The organism is Ignavibacteriales bacterium, assembly GCA_015709675.1.
GTDB lineage: Bacteria > Bacteroidota > Ignavibacteria > Ignavibacteriales > Ignavibacteriaceae > H2-BAC3.
Genome location: CP054182.1, coordinates 2,771,305 through 2,792,421 on the forward strand (window position 1 = coordinate 2,771,305; position 21,117 = coordinate 2,792,421).

18 protein-coding genes are annotated in these 21,117 nt (G+C 41.8%); 11 read left to right on the forward strand and 7 right to left on the reverse strand.

All coding sequences use genetic code 11. The annotated features are described in order from the left end of the window. The 11 genes from HRU80_10600 to HRU80_10650 all read left to right on the forward strand — a co-directional run bounded on the left by HRU80_10600 (window position 1) and on the right by HRU80_10650 (window position 10,387). Window positions 1-1,143 (forward strand): NADH-quinone oxidoreductase subunit D, encoded by a 1,143-nt coding sequence (locus tag HRU80_10600; GenBank protein QOJ29305.1) that lies wholly within the window; start codon window positions 1-3, stop codon window positions 1,141-1,143. Next, window positions 1,140-2,210: an NADH-quinone oxidoreductase subunit NuoH gene (gene nuoH / locus HRU80_10605; GenBank protein QOJ29306.1), complete on the forward strand. Its 1,071-nt coding sequence runs from the start codon at window positions 1,140-1,142 to the stop codon at window positions 2,208-2,210. The genes HRU80_10600 and nuoH overlap by 4 nt, the downstream gene beginning before the upstream one ends. Then, a complete protein-coding gene (locus HRU80_10610) occupies window positions 2,207-2,770 on the forward strand; it encodes an NADH-quinone oxidoreductase subunit I (protein ID QOJ29307.1) in 564 nt (187 codons plus the stop codon). Before nuoH ends, HRU80_10610 begins: the two co-directional genes overlap by 4 nt. A 1-nt stretch (window position 2,771) precedes the next feature. Then, window positions 2,772-3,269: an NADH-quinone oxidoreductase subunit J gene (locus tag HRU80_10615; protein ID QOJ29308.1), complete on the forward strand. Its 498-nt coding sequence runs from the start codon at window positions 2,772-2,774 to the stop codon at window positions 3,267-3,269. Then, window positions 3,269-3,580, forward strand: a complete 312-nt coding sequence (gene nuoK / locus HRU80_10620) for an NADH-quinone oxidoreductase subunit NuoK (protein ID QOJ29309.1) — start codon at window positions 3,269-3,271, stop codon at window positions 3,578-3,580. The genes HRU80_10615 and nuoK overlap by 1 nt, the downstream gene beginning before the upstream one ends. A 2-nt stretch (window positions 3,581-3,582) precedes the next feature. After that, entirely contained in the window at window positions 3,583-5,649 is a 2,067-nt protein-coding gene (gene nuoL, locus HRU80_10625) for an NADH-quinone oxidoreductase subunit L (GenBank protein QOJ29310.1), read from the forward strand. A 31-nt stretch (window positions 5,650-5,680) separates the two neighbouring features. Then, entirely contained in the window at window positions 5,681-7,270 is a 1,590-nt protein-coding gene (locus HRU80_10630; protein ID QOJ29311.1) for an NADH-quinone oxidoreductase subunit M, read from the forward strand. Next, on the forward strand, window positions 7,271-8,773 hold the full coding sequence (locus tag HRU80_10635; protein ID QOJ29312.1) for an NADH-quinone oxidoreductase subunit N: 1,503 nt from the start codon (window positions 7,271-7,273) through the stop codon (window positions 8,771-8,773). It abuts the gene before it with no gap. A gap of 203 nt (window positions 8,774-8,976) precedes the next feature. Beyond that, window positions 8,977-9,312 (forward strand): hypothetical protein, encoded by a 336-nt coding sequence (locus HRU80_10640; GenBank protein QOJ29313.1) that lies wholly within the window; start codon window positions 8,977-8,979, stop codon window positions 9,310-9,312. Between the two features lie 11 nt (window positions 9,313-9,323). Then, on the forward strand, window positions 9,324-9,674 hold the full coding sequence (gene erpA, locus HRU80_10645) for an iron-sulfur cluster insertion protein ErpA (GenBank protein ID QOJ29314.1): 351 nt from the start codon (window positions 9,324-9,326) through the stop codon (window positions 9,672-9,674). Between the two features lie 110 nt (window positions 9,675-9,784). Next, window positions 9,785-10,387 carry a superoxide dismutase gene (locus HRU80_10650; protein ID QOJ29315.1) on the forward strand — a complete coding sequence of 201 codons (603 nt, stop codon included), beginning with the start codon at window positions 9,785-9,787 and terminating at the stop codon, window positions 10,385-10,387. Window positions 10,388-10,438: 51 nt separating this feature from the next. Here the strand turns inward: HRU80_10650 and atpC are convergent, their stop codons facing one another. From atpC to HRU80_10685, 7 genes are all read right to left on the reverse strand, one after another. Next, complete coding sequence (atpC, locus tag HRU80_10655) at window positions 10,439-10,846, reverse strand: ATP synthase F1 subunit epsilon (protein ID QOJ29316.1); 408 nt, start codon at window positions 10,844-10,846, stop codon at window positions 10,439-10,441. A gap of 1 nt (window position 10,847) precedes the next feature. After that, window positions 10,848-12,260, reverse strand: coding sequence for a F0F1 ATP synthase subunit beta (atpD, locus tag HRU80_10660; GenBank protein ID QOJ29317.1), 1,413 nt, complete (start codon window positions 12,258-12,260; stop codon window positions 10,848-10,850). A gap of 97 nt (window positions 12,261-12,357) precedes the next feature. Continuing rightward, on the reverse strand, window positions 12,358-14,670 hold the full coding sequence (locus HRU80_10665) for a T9SS type A sorting domain-containing protein (GenBank protein ID QOJ29318.1): 2,313 nt from the start codon (window positions 14,668-14,670) through the stop codon (window positions 12,358-12,360). Continuing rightward, window positions 14,670-15,758, reverse strand: a complete 1,089-nt coding sequence (locus HRU80_10670) for a hypothetical protein (GenBank protein QOJ29319.1) — start codon at window positions 15,756-15,758, stop codon at window positions 14,670-14,672. Before HRU80_10670 ends, HRU80_10665 begins: the two co-directional genes overlap by 1 nt. Beyond that, a complete protein-coding gene (locus HRU80_10675) occupies window positions 15,755-16,735 on the reverse strand; it encodes a PorV/PorQ family protein (protein QOJ30522.1) in 981 nt (326 codons plus the stop codon). The genes HRU80_10670 and HRU80_10675 overlap by 4 nt, the downstream gene beginning before the upstream one ends. 4 nt (window positions 16,736-16,739) lie before the next feature. Continuing rightward, window positions 16,740-19,547, reverse strand: coding sequence for a TonB-dependent receptor (locus HRU80_10680; protein ID QOJ29320.1), 2,808 nt, complete (start codon window positions 19,545-19,547; stop codon window positions 16,740-16,742). Beyond that, window positions 19,544-21,106, reverse strand: a complete 1,563-nt coding sequence (locus tag HRU80_10685) for a hypothetical protein (GenBank protein QOJ29321.1) — start codon at window positions 21,104-21,106, stop codon at window positions 19,544-19,546. Before HRU80_10685 ends, HRU80_10680 begins: the two co-directional genes overlap by 4 nt. Window positions 21,107-21,117: the final 11 nt, after the last annotated feature.

The window sequence follows — 21,117 nt, forward strand, 5'->3', positions numbered from 1 at the left end:
ATGAGTGAATTTTTAACTTTACCCCCTCAGCAAGTAAAAACTGAAGAAATGGTCCTGAATATGGGACCTCAGCATCCTTCTACGCACGGCGTTCTTCGCCTGGAAATCGTTCTTGAAGGAGAAGTAATAGTTGATGTAAAACCGCATGTTGGATATCTGCACAGATGTTTTGAAAAACACTGCGAAGCGCTTACCTATCAGCAGATTGTTCCTTACGTTGACCGGATGGATTATCTGGCCGCGATGGGTAATGAAATGGGCTGGGCAATTGCATGTGAACGCCTCATGGGAATTGAAGTACCACAGCGCGTTGAGTATATCCGTGTCATCATGGCTGAACTGCAGAGAATTGCCTCTCACCTTGTTGCCGTCGGAACTTATGGGCTTGATATTGGAGCATTCACTCCTTTCCTCTATTGCTTTAGAGACCGCGAGAAAATATTAAATCTCTTTGAAATAACCTGCGGCGCAAGACTTCTTTATAATTATATGTGGCCGGGCGGTCTTTCACATGATATTCCCCCTGACTTTGTGAGACTGACCAAAGAGTTTCTCGAAGAATTCAAACCGACTGTAAAAGAACTGAATAATCTTCTTTCATACAATAAGATATTTATTGAAAGAACGGCAAATGTCGGAATACTTCCGCTTGATGCTGCAATTAACTACGGCATGACTGGTCCAAATTTACGGGCTTCCGGCCTTAAATGGGATCTAAGACGAGATGACCCATATTCAGTATATGACAAGTTCGACTTTGATATACCAGTCGGCGAGGGCTGGCATGGAACTGTCGGAGACTGTTGGGACAGATATTACGTACGTGTTCTTGAAATGGAACAGAGCATACGGATTATTGAGCAAGCCATTGATCAGATACCAGAAGGTGATGTAAGTTCTGCCATTCCGAAAAGATATAAACCCCCTGTCGGGCATATCTACGCAAGAGTGGAAAATCCCCGCGGAGAACTCGGTTATTTCATTGTGAGTAACGGCGGACAGCAGCCCGCAAGAGTAAAGGTACGGCCTCCATCTTTTATTAGTCTTGGAGTTATGGGCGAACTTTGCAAAGGCCATCTGGTCGCGGATGTTGTGGCGATTTTAGGAAGTATTGATATTGTACTCGGTGAGGTAGACAGATGATTTTCGATTCTCTTTTTGAGTTAACCAATAACCTGTTCATTTCCTTAACTGTAAATGCTGCTCTGCCTTTAGTTTTTATCATACCCTTCGCGCTTTTTGCGGTCTGGTGGGAAAGAAAAGTATCAGCCCATATGCAGGACCGCCTCGGCCCGATGCGGGTTGGTAAACATGGCTGGCTGCAAACAGTTGCTGATATTTTAAAGCTTATTCAAAAGGAAGATATTGTTCCGAAAGTAGCTGACCGGAAACTATTTAATATCGCTCCGGTACTGACCTTCATGGGAAGCTATGCAGTGTTTGCGGCAATTCCCTTTGCAGGTGCCTATATCGGTTCGGACATAGATCTCGGTCTTCTTTATATTGTGGCAGTTTCCGGGCTGGTTGTCGCAGGCATTCTTATGGCAGGGTGGGCATCGAACAACAAGTATTCCCTTCTTGGTGCAATGCGTTCAACTGCACAGATTATCAGTTATGAAATTCCGACAGTGGTTGTTATTCTTACAGTTGCAATCGTTGGCGGCTCGTTCAATCTGAGAGAGCTTTCTGAAACACAGACTGCTAACGCGTTTAACTGGTTTATATTCGGCGGTTCTTATCCTCTAATGACCAAAATTGCACTTATCCCGTTAATGATAATTGCCTTTGTGATTATCTATATAAGTTCCCTGGCCGAAGTAAACAGAACTCCTTTTGATATCCCAGAAGCAGAATCAGAACTCGTCGGTGGATACCACACTGAATACAGCGGTATGAAGTTTGCGATGTTCTTTCTATCTGAATACGCGAATATGTTTGCGGTATCTGTTCTTGTTGCAAGTCTTTTCCTTGGAGGATATCATTCTCCGTTCGGATATATAGGTGACCTTGTGGGCTCTCCTCTCCTGAAGGGCATTGAACAATTTTTCTGGTTCACGTTTAAGGGACTGCTTCTGGTTACCGTTCAAATGTGGCTCAGATGGACTCTTCCGCGTCTTAGAGTTGATCAGCTCATGGCTCTGTGCTGGAAGTATCTGATTCCCATTTCGATTCTTAATTTTGTTATAGTAGCACTTTTGATGGTCTTATGAGAGAATATTTATCAAATATTTATACAGGCCTGATGACTGTCTTCATAGGAATGAAGATAACATTACAGCATGTATTCACAAAATCCGTAACGATACAATATCCTGATGTAAGAGTTCCCATGGTTGACAGAGTCAGAAACAGACTATATGTCAATATGGATGACTGCATTGGCTGCGATCAATGCGCACGTGCATGTCCAGTGGATTGTATCACAATTGAAACTGTAAAATCACTTCCCGGTGAAGATCTTGGCAAGACATCAAACGGCAAGAAAAAAGCTCTTTGGGTAACCAAATTTGATATTGATATCGCAAAGTGCTGCTACTGCCAGCTTTGCGTTTTCCCCTGCCCGACCGAATGTATTTACATGACTGATACCTATGAGTTTTCAGAGTATAATCGTCAGAATCTGATCTACAACTATTCAACTCTTTCTCCTGAAGAAGCTGAACAAAAAGTGATCAACTTCCAGAAATTTGAAGAGGAAAAGAAAGCTGCAAAAGCCGCTGCGGATGCTGCCGCTGCTGCAGCAAAAGCCAAGGAAGGAGAAGCTAAATAAGATGACCTATTATTCTCTTGTTTTCTGGCTGTTTGCCCTTATCACCGTCGGCTCTGCTTTTATTGTTGTTATGAGCAAGAATCTGATATATTCAGTTTTTGCTCTAATGCTGACTTTCTTCGGTGTCGCCGGCTTATACGTTCTTCTGAGCGCTGATTTTATCGCTATTGTTCAGTTAATTGTTTACGTTGGCGGCATTCTGATTGTACTGATTTTCGGAGTGATGCTCACGAACTCAGTTCTTACAGAAGGAATTAAAAACAGCATGACCAATCTGCTGCTGGGTTCAATTGCGACCGGTGCACTGGCTGGTCTTCTCATTCTTCTTTTTACCGAAAGCGGTTTATATACGAATGCAGCAGTTCTGACGCCTGTTCCGTTGAAAGAAATCTCACGGCTATTTATAGTTGATTACCTGGTGCTTTTTGAACTGCTCGGTGTTCTTCTTCTTGCTGCACTTATCGGTGCTGCTTCTATCGGAAGAAAGGAGAAAATCTAATGTCTGAAATCACCCTCAATCATTTTCTTGTTATCAGTTCGCTGTTGTTCAGTCTGGGGCTTTATGCAATGATCACAAGAAAAAATTCAATCCTCATTCTGATGGGTGTTGAACTGATGCTTAATGCTGCAAATATTAATTTTGTGGCTTTCTCCCATTTTGGAAACTTTGGCGCATCGGGCCATCTTAACGCACTGGTTATTATAGTACTTGCCGCTGCTGAAGCAGCCGTTGCACTGGCCATTGTGCTCAATATTTACAGGAATTTTAATACAGTAAACGCTGACGAAGCAGATAAACTAAAAGAGTAATTATGAATTCTGAGTTTCTCTCTCTTATTGCAATAATCGCACTCTTTGCTCCGCTGGCAGGATTTTTTACAACTCTCCTGCTTAATAAATGGACAAAGAATGCTCATTATGCGGAGATGTTCTTTATCGGATTAAATGTTATTGCCGCAGGTATCCTGCTGTTTATGACTTCCGGTGATTTACATTCACTTCATCTTATTTCGAGTTTTAACTGGATAGAGTTCCCCGGCATTACTATTGAGCTGGGATTTCAGTTTGACAGTCTCTCGGTAATCCTGCTTTTCGGCGTGGCTCTTATCAGTTTTCTGGTTCATACCTTTTCTCTCGAATACATGCACGGTGATAAAAGATACTCACGCTACTTTGCGTATCTGGGTATCTTTACCTTCTCAATGAACGGAATCGTTATTACGAATAACCTCCTTATGATGTATATCTTCTGGGAACTGGTAGGACTCTCCTCTTACCTGCTTATCGGGTTCTGGTTCGAAAAAACATCTGCTTCGGACGCGGGTAAAAAAGCGTTCATCGCGAACAGATTCGGTGATTTCGGAATGCTTGCGGGTATTCTTCTGGTATTTGTGACCTTCGGAACTTTCTCATTTGACGGCATTAAAGAAGGTCTCCTGAGCGGCGTTCTTCCATTCAACAGCGGTTTCTGGCTCACTGTTATGGGCGTTCTTCTTTTCTGCGGTGCTATCGGAAAATCGGCTCAATTTCCCCTGCATGTCTGGCTGCCAGATGCAATGGAAGGCCCGACCCCTGTAAGCGCACTGATCCATGCTGCAACAATGGTGGCAGCCGGTGTTTACATGGTCATTAAAATATACTTCCTGCTATCAGCTGATGCATTACTGGTTATTGCAGTTATCGGAGCTTTATCAGCACTGATTCCGGCTACCATTGCATTCACTCAATATGACATCAAGAAAGTACTCGCCTATTCTACACTCAGCCAGCTTGGCTTGATGGTTATGGCAATCGGACTTGGCGCCTTCGGTTTTGCATTCTTTCATCTCATGACTCATGCTTTCTTTAAGGCTGGCTTATTTCTTGCAGCAGGTTCAGTTATTTATGGTATGCACCATGAGCAGGATATAAGACACATGGGCGGACTAAGAAAGTATATGCCTAAAACATTTCTTGCATTCGCGATTTATACATTGGCGATTTCCGGAGTTCCATTTACTTCAGGATTCCTGAGTAAAGATGCAATCCTGAATGCCACAATGATCTACGGTTCATTAACTGGAAACTGGTTTTTCGCGGTCGTTGGTTTTGGAGTTACATTCCTGACAGCCTTTTATATGTTCAGACTTCTCTTCAAAGTGTTCATCAAAGGAAATATAAGCGGTGTAGAGCATCATATAGCTCATGGTCATAAAGTCCATGAGTCCCCAAATGTTATGGTCATCCCGCTTCTGATTCTGGCTGCACTTTCAGTATTTCCGTTTTACTCATTTAATCCTCTTTCAGGTGAAAATGGCTGGCTGATGAAGGGAATGAACTTTGCCTCCTCAGCTGTACCCGATGGATTGCGGTACTCATTCATGACTTTAGCAGGTACATCAGCTACAGGATATACAGAAGCGTATGCTGAGGCATCGCATCATTACCATTACATAGCTATGGCTCTTTCCCTGCTCTTTGCCTTTGGCGGATTTATGTTATCATACACCGTTTATTTTAAGGAAAAGATCTCAACAGACATATATAAAGAGAAGTTCCGTCCGGTTTATAACTTTCTTTACAACAAGTGGTACTTTGATGAGCTTTATGAGGTAATAGTAGTAAAGTTTTCTATGCTCGTAAGCAGAGTTCTTTATTGGTTTGATGCAACTATCGTAGATGGTCTGGTTAATTTATCCGCATATGTAACCCGTAAAGTTTCTGACTTAGGCGGTCTGTTTGACAAATATGTTGTTGATGGTTTGGTGAATTTTACAGCAATGTTCACCGGACTTATAGGTTTATTTATGCGGAAGCTGCAGACTGGTAAAATTCAGACTTATGTGGCTTTCATTGTAGTTTCAATAGTTTTAATATTTTTCTTTTACGCAAGACAGTAGATAATCGGAATAAATTATGTCAAGTTTCCCTATGCTAACACTTTTGACGTTTTTACCCATCATCGGTATGGTCATCATAATGATGTTACCGAAAGAAAAACGTACGCTCATAAAAATCACCACACTGGTAGCAACCGGACTTCAGGTTGTTCTTGCCGGTGTTATGTGGGCCGGATTTAATTATACACAGGCAGGAATCAATAACCCCGCTACCTTTCAATTCGTAGAAAGAGTTCCGTGGATTACCTTTGATTCAGGTTCCTGGCTTGGAATGATTAAGATTGATTATTTCCTTGGCGTTGACGGACTTTCAGCTCCCATGGTGCTTTTGACCGCGCTGATCTCTTTCATTGCGGCAATTTCATCCTGGAATATTGATAAGTCAGTAAAAGGATACTTTGCCCTCTTCCTGCTGCTTGACACAGGTATGATGGGAACTTTCCTTGCACTGGATTTCTTCCTATTCTACGTTTTCTGGGAAATCATGCTTCTTCCGATGTATTTCCTGATTGGTATCTGGGGTGGTCCTAGAAAGGAATACGCAGCAATCAAGTTCTTTATATACACACTCTTCGGAAGCGTATTTATCCTTCTTGTTATGATCGGTTTGTATCTTTCAGTAAATGAAGTTACCGGTGAAGGAGCATCATTCCATACCTTCAACATACTTTCAATGATGGATCCGAAAAACTATACTCAGGATGGTATTCTCTCTCCGTTTAATCCGGCAAACCTGAGATTTATAGCGTTCATCGGATTGTTTGTGGGTTTTGCAATAAAAATACCGATGTTCCCTTTCCATACATGGCTGCCCGATGCACACGTTGAAGCTCCGACTCCAATAAGCGTTATACTTGCAGGCGTACTTTTGAAGCTCGGCGCTTACGGTATTATCCGGTTCAATTATTCCATCTTCCCGGAAATCACCCGTGACTTAGTCTGGTGGATAGCACTTTTCGGAATGATTAATATTATCTATGGTGCTTTCTGTGCAATGGCTCAGAAAGATTTCAAGAAACTGATTGCGTATTCTTCTGTATCTCACATGGGATATGTACTGCTTGGTATGGCCGCCCTCAATGAAGTAGGATTAGGCGGTGCGGTTCTGCAAATGTTCAATCATGGTACCATAACAGCTATGCTCTTCCTTCTGGTGGGCGTGATTTATGACAGAACTCATACACGCGGTCTTAATGATTTTGGCGGGCTTGCAGTTAATCTTCCGGTTTATACAGGATTTGCAACTGTTGCATTTTTTGCTGCAATCGGACTTCCCGGACTGAGCGGTTTTATATCTGAAAGCTTTGTTTTCCTCGGAGCATTTAAGGTTGAATCAATCCGACTTCTGACCATCATCTCTGCTGCTGGTATTATCCTGGGTGCAGGCTATATGCTCTGGACTATGCAGCGTGTATATCTCGGTAATCTGAATCAAAAGTGGGCTGATCTGAAGGATCTGGATTTCAGAGAATATACAATGCTTGTTCCTCTTGCAGTGATCGTTCTGATTCTCGGTATCTTCCCTTCAATTATGCTTGATCTGATGAATACTTCAATCAACGAACTGGTGAATCAGGTTAGTAAAACGGATTTTCAATCCTTTATGTCAGGAATGAAATAAATGGAACTTTCTCAGAACCTACATGATCTGCTGAGTTTGCGGGCAGAACTGGTACTGACAGGAGTCATACTGCTTCTGCTGACGATTGAACTCTTCAGTAAAGGAAATAAAATACTTCTAAGAGCTGTTTCCTTAACCGGAATTGGTCTTGTACTTATTATTCTCTTTGGAGACAGTAATACCAGTATGAAACTTTTCACCGGTTCAAACGGTGTTCCCCTCATGAGTATTGATCCTCTGGGAACCTTCGTTAAAATAATAGCATCAATTTCTGCTTTATTCACTGTCCTTTTTATGGGCATTAACCGTGAAGATGCAACTATGGAAAAGCGGGAGGGTGAATTTGTTGTTCTTCTGCTATGCACAGTACTTGGAGTTTTTTTCCTGTCATCATCTTATGACCTGATTCTTTTGTATGCCGGCTTTGAATTGCTCTCCATTTCATCTTACGCTTTGTCGGGATATTACAAACGCTCGTTACAAAGCAGCGAAGCATCGTTAAAATATCTTGTTTACGGAGCGGCATCTTCTGCAATAATGATATATGGTATATCCATTCTATACGGTTTAACCGGAACTACCAATATCTTCATCATTCAGGCGATTTTGGGATCCGGCGCAGTAAGCGGTGCCCTACTGCTGATGTCGGTCGTATTTATCCTTGCTGGTGTTGCATTCAAAATCTCCGCATTCCCGTTCCACTTCTGGACTCCGGATGTTTACGAAGGAGCCCCGACTCACTTTACAGCGTATCTTTCGGTCGCCAGTAAAATAGGCGGATTTATTCTGCTTCTCCGTCTCATTCTGGACCTTTTCTTCAGAAAAGGATTTAATTCTGATGTATTACAGCCAATAAGCAGTCTGCCCTGGAACGATATTCTTATTTTCATAAGTATCGGTTCAATGACTATCGGAAATTTGATTGCGCTTTGGCAAAGGAATGTTAAACGACTCCTGGCCTATTCCAGTATTGCACATGCCGGTTATCTTCTGGCGGGAATAGCTGCCCTGAACTCAGCAGGCATGGTGGCAGTGCTGGTTTACTTTGCGTTCTATCTTCTGATGAACTTAGGTGCATTCCTCGTTGTCATTCTCATTAAAAATGAAATTAACAGTGAAATGCTCGAAGATTATAACGGAATCGGCTCTAAACTGCCGCTTTATGCCATAACGCTAAGCATTTTTCTGATATCACTGACCGGACTACCCCCGACAGCCGGGTTTATCGGAAAATTCTATATTCTGATGGCCCTAATAAACGCAGATCAGGTTCTGCTTGCGTTTTTCCTGTTTCTGAACAGCGTTATCTCACTTTATTACTATGTAAGAGTGATGAAACACCTCTTTATTTCCAAACCAGAAAAGGAGCAGGGTCCGGTAACTCAGAATGTGTATGGCGGGGTTTTAACTCTGGTTCTGGCAGTACCGACCATAATTTTCGGAATTTTCTTTACTCCGATTATTAAATTTGCTGAAGCAGCCCTGAAGTTTTATCTGCCATAAAGGGTTTTTCAAGGAATTTATTAACCGCAGTCAGCAAAACTGGCTGCGGTTTTTTTATGGCCTTAGACTGCATAACTAACTGTTAATAAGGAACTTACACCGCTAAAACGGTGTTGAATTTGTTAAGAATTGCAGTCTGACACGCATTCTTCTTATATTTAATACTATAATATTTCTAAATTAGCCGTATCCGAAACCCCAGGGTGTTTAATACATCTAATATCAGGCCTGAGGATACAATAAACCTCTTCAAAAACAGAAAACTTATGGAAAATATCAACAGTTTTATTGAGAAATTCAGAAAAAGATTTAAGTTCTTTTACAATTCAAACATCTTTTTCAGGGACATTCACTATACCTTAGTGCATGATACCCTGCCTAAAGGACAAAATCTGCATCTTTCGGAAACAGAGAAAAAAGCCAAAGAAATTGTAAAAAATATGATTGAAGCCGGGGTTATAAGTCCAGTTTCAGATCACGCGTACAGAGTTATTGATACAAAATACCAGGAAAATAAAGAAACAGCAGTAGTTAGTTAACAGGAGATTATATGGAAACAGCACAGATAGAGAGAGAGATTACCATTACAGCAAAAGCCGTTAATCAGATCAAAAAAGTGATGGCTGAAAGTAAAATTCCAAGCGGTTATGGGCTAAGAGTTGGTGTTAAAGGAGGCGGGTGCTCAGGTCTTTCTTACACCCTTGGGTTTGATGAAAAAGCAAAGGACGGCGACACCATAATTGAAGAAGAGGGTGTAAGACTGTTTATTGATGGGAAAAGTCTCTTCTATATCTCAGGTATGACACTTGATTTTACGGACGGATTGAACGGCAGAGGGTTTGTTTTCGACAACCCGAATGCAACAAAAACCTGCGGCTGCGGCAGTTCTTTCGGGGTTTAACCGTGAAGCGGCGCAGTTTCATCTCAGCATTTTCTCTTTTCGGGGCAGGAATGACCCTCGGAATGAACAATTTAGGTATATTTTCTAATAGTAAAGGAAGGACATCTTTAATGGCTAATTACGAATTACCGGCACTCCCCTATGCTCATGACGCATTGGAGCCGTTTATCGACAAAATGACGATGGAAATTCATCATGGCAAGCATCATAATGCTTATGTGACCAATTTGAATAATGCTCTTGCAGGCAATGAACTTCTCGGTTCATCACTCGAACAATTGATGGCAGGTATCTCAAAATTATCACCCGCTGTCAGAAACAATGGCGGAGGTCATTACAATCACTCACTTTTCTGGAAAGTTATGAAGCCAGGAGGTTCAGCGCCGGAAGGAAAACTTCTTGACGCAATTAATTCTGCATTCACCTCTGTTGACGAGTTTAAAAAACTCTTTGCTAATGCAGCAATGACAAGATTTGGTTCCGGCTGGGCATGGCTTTCAGTAGCAGATGGAAAACTGGTTATCTCTAGCACACCAAACCAGGATAACCCGCTGATGGATGTTGCTGAGGTTAAAGGCACTCCAATCTTAGGACTGGACGTTTGGGAGCATGCTTATTATCTGAAATATCAGAATAAGAGAAACGAGTACATTGAAAACTGGTGGAATGTTGTAAACTGGGGTGAAGTAGCGGCCCGTTTCGCAAAATCTTAAAATATCCCTAAAAGTAAAAAGGCCTCAGAAATTCTGAGGCCTTTTTTTTATTTATAACCCTTTGGCTATTCGCAGCCGGTTAAGAGCTCTGGTTAGAGCAGCTTCAGCACGCGGAACATCCACGTCACTGCTTCCCTTTTTCGATAGTCTGTCCTGAGCCCTCTTTGCAGAGTTTTCTGCTCTTTGAACATTGATTTCGTCAGCACGCTCGAGCGAGTCAGCAAGTATAAGAATTTTATTATGCAACACTTCAACTGTTCCGCCTGATGTTGCAAATAAAACTTCATTATTGTCGGCTTCAATTATTTTAATACCACCAACTTCAAATGTACTCATCAGAGGTGCGTGAGCTCTTAAAACCTGAAACGAACCCTCAGTTCCGGGAATGGTAACAGATACTACTTCACCATGGTACACCGGTTTAGAGGGGGTAATTATTTCAAGGTCAAGATTTTTCATTTTAGACAGCCGCCATCATCTTTTTAGCTTTATCTTCAGCTTCATCAAGAGTACCAACATACATGAATGCCTGTTCTGGCCATTCATCGCAAGCACCTTCGAGGATTGATTTGAAGCCCGCAATGGTGTCAGCAAGTTTAACGTATCTTCCCTGATAACCGGTAAACTGTTCAGCTACGCTGAAAGGCTGACTGAAGAATCTCTGGATTTTTCTGGCTCTGTTAACGACAAGTTTATCATCATCTGAAAGCTCATCCATTCCAAGAATCGAGATAATATCCTGCAGATCCTTATATGACTGGAGTACTTCTTTGGTGCGCTTTGCAACAGAATAATGCTCAATACCGATGATTCCTGGCTCAAGAATTCTTGAGGTGGAATCAAGCGGATCAACTGCCGGATAAATACCAAGTTCGGTAATTGCACGGCTTAATACGGTTGTTGCATCAAGGTGAGAGAATGCAGTTGCCGGAGCCGGGTCAGTAAGGTCATCAGCAGGTACGTAAATCGCCTGAACTGAGGTAATTGAGCCGCGGTCTGTAGAAGTAATTCTCTCCTGAAGAGCACCCATTTCAGTAGCCAGCGTGGGCTGATATCCTACTGCTGATGGCATTCTGCCCAGAAGCGCGCTCACTTCGGAACCCGCCTGAGTAAAACGGAAAATGTTATCAATAAACAGCAGAACGTCTTTGCCTTCTTCATCTCTGAAATATTCAGCGATTGTGAGACCTGTAAGAGCCACACGAAGTCTTGCTCCGGGAGGTTCGTTCATCTGTCCGAATACCAGTGCTGTTTTGTTAATTACACCTGATTCGGTCATTTCAAGATACAAGTCATTACCTTCACGGGTTCTTTCACCTACTCCTGCAAATACAGAGTAACCACCGTGATGCTGGGCAATGTTATTAATAAGTTCAAGGATTACGACGGTTTTGCCTACACCCGCACCGCCGAAAAGACCGGTTTTACCACCCTTTGAGTAAGGCTCGAGAAGGTCAATGACCTTAATTCCGGTTTCAAACATTTCCGTCTTTGTTGAAAGACTTGCGAAATCCGGAGCTGGTCTGTGAATAGGGTATCTTTTACCGGATGTAATCGGTTCTTTACCATCAATAGTGTCACCAACAACATTAATAAGTCTGCCAAGAGTCTGGGGACCCACTGGTACCGTTATTGGCTCCTCAGTGTCAAAAGCATCCATACCACGGACAAGGCCGTCAGTGGAGTCCATTGCAACGGTTCTTACCCGGTCTTCACCGAGGTGCTGCTGAACTTCAACAATCAGTTCTTCCTTCTGACCGTCTGCATTGGTTCTTGGAATTTTGATAGCGTTATAAATCTTTGGGAGATGGTTATTCTCAAAGTGAATGTCAACAACAGGCCCGATAACCTGGATTATTTGTCCTTTTTGCAAGATGCAGTTACTCCTGAATTTTAAAACAGTTTAGAAATTTACTGAATTTTTTACTCATTTCAAATGAACACATTTCCCAATAACCACGAAATAGGGGCTACTTGAGGTAGACCATTTTACGGACTGAGGAGAAGGAATCCCCCGTCAGCCGGTAAAGATAGACTCCTGAAGCCAAATCGAGCCCGTAAGCAGAAGGACTAAAGTCAACAGCAATAACACCCGGCTCAACCTCTCCCTCAAAGAGTATTGCTAAATCCCGCCCAAGGATATCCGTAAGTATGAGGCTTATATTCTGCCTTTGTGACACGCTTATTTTAATCGTTGTCATTGGATTAAATGGATTGGGATAATTCTGATATAGTTCAAATGATGAGACGGAAGCTCCCATTGTTTCCTGAAGACCGGTAGGAACTATGAATATACCAGTCCCCCCTTCATCATTATATCTCTTTTTGAACTCCTGCATGTACTGATTGGCTACGAGCGGATCCACTATAATGAGGGTATTCTCATCATTATTGGTTTCCGCAGCAGTTGACCAGTTATGTGACCCGGTTATTACCGTCGGGAAACTCTCCGGATGAGATGGATCAACGACAGCATATTTATGATGCAGAACACCTGCAGAGGAATTATCAAAAACCTCAGAGAAGGTTTTCAAGTAATTATACTGTGAACTCGCATCACCCGTCTGGTCAATAATGCCTCTTAAGTTTACTCCCAGATCATGACGGTTACGCAGCGTTGTGGCAATTTCACCACGAGTAAATGAATATAATGCATAAAAAACATGATGATTTGCCGTGTTAATTGCAGACATAATCTTGCTGGTTGTCTGATCAGAGGGGCTGAAATACAATTTAACATCTCTTCCTCCCACGGTAAAAGAGTGAGGCGTATTGTCAAGCTTTTGTGAACCGAACCGGGCATTTGCAGCATTTGGTTCATCGGTATTACTTCCCCACATTTCCTCAAACTCAATCATATACGCCTGAGCAAGTGATGGATCATTAATCTCTATGATATTATTTTTCCAGTTGAGTTCAGTTGTAGTAAGATTATACGAACCCGTCCATATCCAGTCATTGGAAAGAATAGTATCTCTGGCGTCAATAACAAGGAATTTATTGTGCATGATACCGCTCGTGGACTGTCTTTTGCTCATTTTAATACCGGCGTTGAGCAGTGAGATCATTCCCGGCTGATTTGTTCTGCTGTCATATACAACACGAATTTTCACTCCCCGGTTTTTTGCCGTCAGCAATGCAGCTATAACATCAGTGAGTCCGGTAAAACTATATACCGCCATATCAATTGAGTAGTTTGCCCTGTTTATTCTTTCAACCAGCTTTTGCTGAAAATTCACATTCCCCTGTGCGGCATTTCCGGGCAATGCAACGGAAGTATCAACAGAATAATTGAAATATACATTAATTTTTCCAACTTCTGGATCATCAGATGCTGTGATAACACTCTGAAGACCGGAAACACTCAATCCGGCTGAATTCGCAGATAAGGCTTTGAAGAAATACCTTGTTCCGGGTTCTAATCCAGTAACCGGGACGGAATGTGATGTTGTATCTACAGATATCAGAAGAGTATCAAGTTCAACATTTTCCGTCAGACCGTATGCAACTCTGGAATCTCCGTTTCTCACTGTTGAAAAATACACCTTGAAGGAGGATGTCGTAATATCTGCAGCTAAAACAGGAGTTAGAATCTGAGGTGCTCCATCGTACACAAAATCAGCAATAAATCTCGGCATGATCTGATAGCCTGAACTATAGGGGGCGCTAAACTTATACTGAGCAAGTATACCCACAATATCAACTGATCCTGAAGGAATCGGAGTTCCGATTACTGAGGTGACATTATTGTCAATCCTGAGTGTTAATGTACCTGTACCGTCAGTTATATTATAATTAGTAGCAGAAGCAAAATTACCGCTGCCCGTAATAGTACAGTTATCTATTCGTATAAGTTTGCTCTCATATTCCTCATACCCATTCCACTGTTGAGCCAGTATCTGAGCTATGGTAAGTACTTCCGGCTCAATTTGCTGCCCCGAAGATATCTTGAGAACCGTTGACCCTGAAGCTGCCAGATCAAATTGCGTAAGTCCGTTAAAATGGGTAACAGAAGAATAAACTTCTACTGTATCACCCGGCACCAGAGGGCCTGCAAAAGTTGATCCATAAACACTAATAGCACCAGTTTCATCCTGAATTGCACCGGGGCCGGCTGTTCCGAAATGATTCGAAGCAGTTACCACTCCCCGTACCTTGAAATACTGACCCATGGTAACAGGAATTCCGGATGCGTCATTAACACGGAGATTAACTATGGGAGTGATATCCTGTGCGGCCGCAAAGCCGGAAATCACTAATAAAAGGAGAACAATTCTGTGCATTATATATTCGTTGATAAAATAAATCGAAGTATCCGGTTATTCTTTGTATCTGCGATATACAGAGTACGGTCATAAAAAGCTACACCCATCGGCCCGTTAAACATTGATGACCCGCCAAAGGACTGAGCTTCATCACCCGAGGAGTTGAAAACAAACACGCTGTCCTTCTGTGCATCAACAATAAACATGTTGCCTGAATTGTCAATGGCTACATCTTCAGGCTGTTCAAATCTGCCAACCCTCATCAGATCAGCATTACCCGGCTGCAGTTTACTAATGTAACCTGAAAACTCTGTAGTTTCAATAAATGTGAACCACTGTGTTTTAAACGAGTTTTCACCAGTGAGCGTAACAACGATATCCTGATTCCTGCGGTTAAATGCGGCTATTGATGATAAATTGTTTGCACTGAGCAGTCCCGTCCCAAGGGGTTCAATAAGCGGAACTCTGCCTATAAGGGTATCCTTCTTAACTCCTCCGATAATTCTTCTTTCAAAGAAAAGGATAGAATTATCAGGAAGTTTAAAAATGTTATTGTTTATAGGGCCCTTCCTGGTTACAAAGATACGGTTATCATAAAGAACCGTAACTCCGGTATATTTTAATGCAGTATTAAAATCATCAGCCACACCAACTCTTGGAAGAAGCCGGGTAACAGGAGCAGAAGCTATGTTATGATTGGAAGCAACAAGATCAATTTTATACACTGCATCGTAGGTTTGCAATGCTCCGGTTGAGAGGACTGTATCAAACTGACCGCAGACAATCAGATTGAATTCATAATCCTGGGCAATAGCTATCGGGTGTTTTATGGGTAAAGCACCTGCAATAGTACCATCCAGTCTCATCATCACAATGCGGTCATTATCGGTATCAGCAACGTAAATAAAGGGCTCTCTGCCGATGAGAATATCCTGCGGATTATTAAATCCGCTCCATACCGGATTCAGCTGAATGTATGTTGTATCGCCGGGAGGAGTAGTATCCCTTACGGAATTTCCAAATTCGGTCAGATCAAGTTTGTCACTGCATCCGCCAAGGAAAATCAACATTCCGGAAAATATTGCTGTTAAGATATGTTTTTTCATAAGATACCGACACTCACTGAAATTCTGTGGGATGAACCAAGTCTCTCAAAACCAGCATAAGCGTAATCAAATGTTAAGAGCGAAAATCCTGCATTATATTTAATACCTGCCCCAAAAGTCAGATCCTGCTCAAGAACATTAAATTTATAACCACCGCGGAGAGCAAAAGAAATTCCTTCAAAGGAATTAAAGACATATTCACTTCCGAAGGAAATATTTTCACTGTTATCATTCGGATGATTCAGCTGGAGACTGGTAGTCACCATCTGATGCTCATCCTGATACGGTTCAAATGCAATTCCAAACCGGAACATAGTCGGAGGAGAGAAACTCTGCCAATCCGATTTTGAACGCTTACCAACCAGGGTTACTTCCCCGTCTGGTGCAAGCTGGTTTCCAAAGTTGGTAACTGAAACCGCAAAACGTGAGGTGCCCAGACCCGTCCAGTAAAAAGTACCAAGGTCAATGAGAACGCCTCTCATTTTCAATTTATCAAGTGTTTCTTCCATATATCTTACGGTTGCACCAAAACTAAACTGATCAGTCATTTTCTTTGCAAACGTAAGTCCGATTGCGATATCAGAGAATGCAAAATACTGACCTGTGCCAAAGGGGGCAAATTCCGTAGTTACTTTCATTTTATCCATAGTCACAGAGGTAAACGAAAGCCCTATAGCGTCACTTGGGGTTAAATGATAAACCGCACCAAGAAAATCATGATTGATATCTACAACCCACTGGTTATGGGAGAACATGATTTCATTTGTAGTAAACTGAGTAATTCCAGCCGGATTCCAATAGAGTGCTGATGCATCATCAGAGATAGCCACAAAAGCATCGCCAAGTGAAGTTGCACGGCTTCCGATACCAATTTTCAAAAACTGAGCGGTTGATATACCGCTTCTCTGTCCGCCCAGATTCGGAAACAACTGAGCATGAATAGTGCCGGTCAGAAAAACGACCAGCAGGAGGATTATTTTCTTAAAATCTGACTGTAACACCGAACTTTACATTCCTTCTGGTTAAATATCTTGCCGGATTAAACGGATACGGATTAAGAGGCGCCTGAAGATCAGGATATAACGGATCATTCCAGCTGTTTGGAGTAGGATCACCAAATTCATAAGCCCGGCCTGTGACCGGATTTATAATAGCACTATTCTTATGATCAAACAGATTGCTCACTTCCATGAACAGGATGAATCTCATACCTCCAACTTTAATATTCTTCTCGAGATTCAGATCAACCCAGAACCAGTCATCCCCAATCTGATTATATCTGGCGTTTCTAATAAATTCATATTCAGGACGTCCGTCTTGCGCATAACTGCCTGAGAAAACAGCGGGAGTATATCTCTTGCCTGACTGATAGAACATTCTTAACAGCAGGGTGATATCATCAAGATAACCATTGCCGAAACCAAACAGCGCTTTGTCCTTCTCAATATAAAAACTGGTATTCAGACTGCCTGTAAAAGGTCTGTCCCATCCGACATATTCTTCTTTAATTGATTCTTCAAGAAGTCCGCTGAGAACAAGTACACCGTCATCAGCAGATGATGCTTTTCCTGTTACGATCGAATAAGAGAAATTTGCTGCTCCTGTAAACCACTTACCTATTCTCTTTTTATACTCAAGTTCAAGACCGCGCGAACGAGCGTAATCCTGATTGACATAGGTAATAAATCTCTGAGTAGCAAAACGCGCTGAGGAGATAAGAGACGTGCGTGTATTTACGTAATCAAAGATATCCTTATAATACGCTGTAGCAGTCAGAACGTCATCATCAGTAATCTGAGTTTTAAGTCCAAGTTCATATGCCACAGTTGTTTCAGGTTTTAAATTCGGATTTCCGAATCTCTGAAATGATGATTTAGCACTGTAAGGACTAAGTTTTGCATAGACGAACTGTGGTCTGGGCCATTTACTGAAATGTCCGTAAGAAAAGAACAGAGTTTGAAATTCGGAAATCGGATGAGATATTCCAAGCCGGGGACTTAGTCTTCCTTTGTAGTGACGATTTCCAAAAAGGTTAAAACTTTCCTCCTTATACTTTTTCCTGATTTCATCGGGAATAGTAATTACATCCGGATTATCAACCGCATCATCAACAAATTTTCCCGGGAACCAGAAATCATATCGCAGCCCAAAATTCAGTATCATACCGCCAAAGTTGATATTATCCTGGGCATACATACTTCCGATGGTCGGATATACTTTATAGATATCATTATTGAGACCGAGTTCACCTACCCAGGGACGAAAGATATCTACAACCTGCATTTCCTGGAACTGAATATTAAACCCGGCCTTAAATTTGTTTTTCTCATCAAAGAAAGAGGTTATATCTCCCTTAACTGAGAATTCTTCAACATGGTGATCACGCCAGGTTGAGGGATTACCCACATCCCAGAAACCATCTCCCGGAATTATACCGACGGTATCTCTGCCGATATTATAATACTCTACAGGGAAACTTGGGATATCCTTAGGTTCAAGATATTCACTCCAGTGTTTGCCGTTGGCATCTGCACGGAGGTGAGTAAAAAAATGTCCCAGTTTTAACTCATAAAAAGTACGGCTGTTAAGCGTGTGCGTAAGAGTTAGCGTATTATACTTATTATTATGAGTAAAGGTATTGGCATCTTCAAGGATATTCTGGAATTCATACTGATATCCCGGTGATGGTTCAACATATTCCAGATTTGACTGCAATGACTGCGAGTTCTGATTAATGCTGACCGACTGGTTAAATGAATATCCGATTTTGAAAGTTGGTGAATACTTATAAGTCAGTTTTCCCAGCGCGAACCAACTGTTTTCAGCTCTGAACGCGAACTTATCGCCATTAAATATTGAGGAATAAATTATTCTTGACTTTGGTTTATAATACCCCTGAGTTATACCGTCAGAAAGCCCTGCATATCCGTTTACGAAAAATGACAATTCACCCGGCACTTTAAGTCCGATTGCAGGCAGAATAAAGTTCGTAAATGGTTCAGGTCCGCTCAGGTTAGCTTCGATAATATCAATATTAAAAACGTGCGGAGAGGTTTTATCACCAAAATTATCTTTCTTATAGGTAACAGATCCGGCATATTTTGTTACACTCCCCTCTCTTGTCCGGACGTTAACAATTCCGGAAGTTGCCTGACCAAATTCAGCATTAAATCCACCAGTGATGACTTCAACTTCTTCAATAGAATTAGCGCTCAATTGAAGTCCGAAGCCAGTACCAGCAAGAGGATCCTGAACTGACACTCCGTCAAGCATAAATGCATTTTCATACGAACGCCCTCCGCGGATATGAATGGAATTATCCGATTTCACAACTCCGGCCTGCTGTACAACAATATCATTTACGTTTTCCACAATTGAAAGTTCTATATCTTCACGGGATATAGATTTCTTGCTTTGTGTTTCTTCAATATTAATAAGCGGCTTTTCACCAACAACAACAATATCCTGATCAAGCGTTAAAACTGTTTCCTCAAGTAAAACTTCCAGAACAGTAGGTTTTCCTTCTGTAACTTTTACGCCGGTATACTGAGTAGTTTTGTAACCAATAAGAGAGACTTCAATGGTATAGGTACCGGGAGTAACATTTTCTATCTTGAAGTTACCATTAAAATCGGTGGCTGCTCCGTAATAAGTTCCTTTAGCGATAATGTTTACGCCAGGTAAAGCATCCTTCGTTTTGGCATCCGTGATTTTTCCCTGTATTGAACCTTTTTCAGCAGGGAAAAGAATAATTGAAAAAAGTAATAGGAAAGGTAATATTCTTGTCATGGAGTCAGACCAAATTTTTCGAATAATACTTTTGAAATAAATTGTTCAGCAGTTCCGGCGGTACCGTTACACTTACTTAAAGGAAGTCCGATAAAATAAAGACGGTCAGCAGTATCTGTAAAACCGATATCTCCCGGAAGAATTCCTGATGCAAATTTATAGAATGGTCTGGCAAATTCCGTTGAAGGATAAAAACTCCTTACACGTGGAATACTGCCCACAGTTGTCAGCACCGGAAAATCTGAGAAACGTGTTGAATCGGGATTCAACTGTGAATTCGGGAAGAGGAAATTAATAAAATTGGTCGTGCTGTCAATAGGAAGGAATCCCTGTAGAATGCTCACATCAAATGTGGACGGGAACGACATGGAAAACAGAATCTTTCCGCCGGCATCATTGAATTTCTTGACGGCACCAGCAGCTAAATCAAGAGAAGGATTTGTATCTGAATACCATAAAACATATTTGAATAGTTTCAGAGTAAGCGGAAAAGTCACGCTTGAAAACGGTACTTTAGAGCGGTTATAATCCCAGGTATCAAATTTTCCTGAGAGCTGACTTCCATTAATAGTATGAAGCGTTCTTGAATAAAAATCAGCAGCATCATCTATTATTGTATAATCATCAAACAGAAGAAACTGTCCTTTGGGTTTCTTAACATACCAGTTTATGCCTGCGTCAGGAATACTTAAATACCGGCTTGTTGCACCAGATATATCCCTTGCCCTTACAAAAAGTCTGTTAACAGCATCGAGCTGCATTCCGGGTAAGGTTACCGGATGAATGGTTGTCTCGAGTCCATTAAGCAGTATCTCAGCGGATACGGTATTGAAAGCAAAATTCTGAACCCGGAGAGTAATCAATCTGATATTACCGGGGATGGAAACTATATTTCCGGACGCAGTACTGTCATTTAGAACAAGTTCAATTGCAGATATCGTCTGATCACCGTCAATATCACTTGCATTCCAGCCAAAGGTCATTACCGGATAGGAAGAATCCGGGAGCACTGTAAGTGTATTAAGCGATATGACCGGTGCAGAATTTTTAATCGGAAACGGCAATGAAACAGGATTTGGATCCATTGCCCCTATATCCACGAAAACTTCACCGGCATCATATACGCCATTTCCGTTTGCATCTTCGAACGGTTCCGGACCGAGATTAATTCCGTTCCTTACAACTGAAGCATCGAAAACCCCGTTACCGGCATCATCCACTGCTGCAACTCTGAATGTATATATAGTATCCGCGGCACCAATCTGCAGGGAAAAAGTACTGTCTTTTCTTGTTGTAAACGACCAGTTTGTATTATCCCACGTGAAATAAAATCCTACAACCAGACCATCGGAATCATCCCCCCACCAGTTTACTTTCAGGCGGCTTGCCTGCTGGCTGATAACCGAATCCGGTGAAAGGAACAGACCGGTTTTAGGTGGTTTATTTACATAAGGCACCTCCGTAACATCTTCGGTGCATCCTCCCGCAAGTAATAGGAAGATGAATGAAAGATAGAGGTATCTTCTTCTGATAAAATTTATTAAAACCGGTCTGTTCATCTTTAATTTTT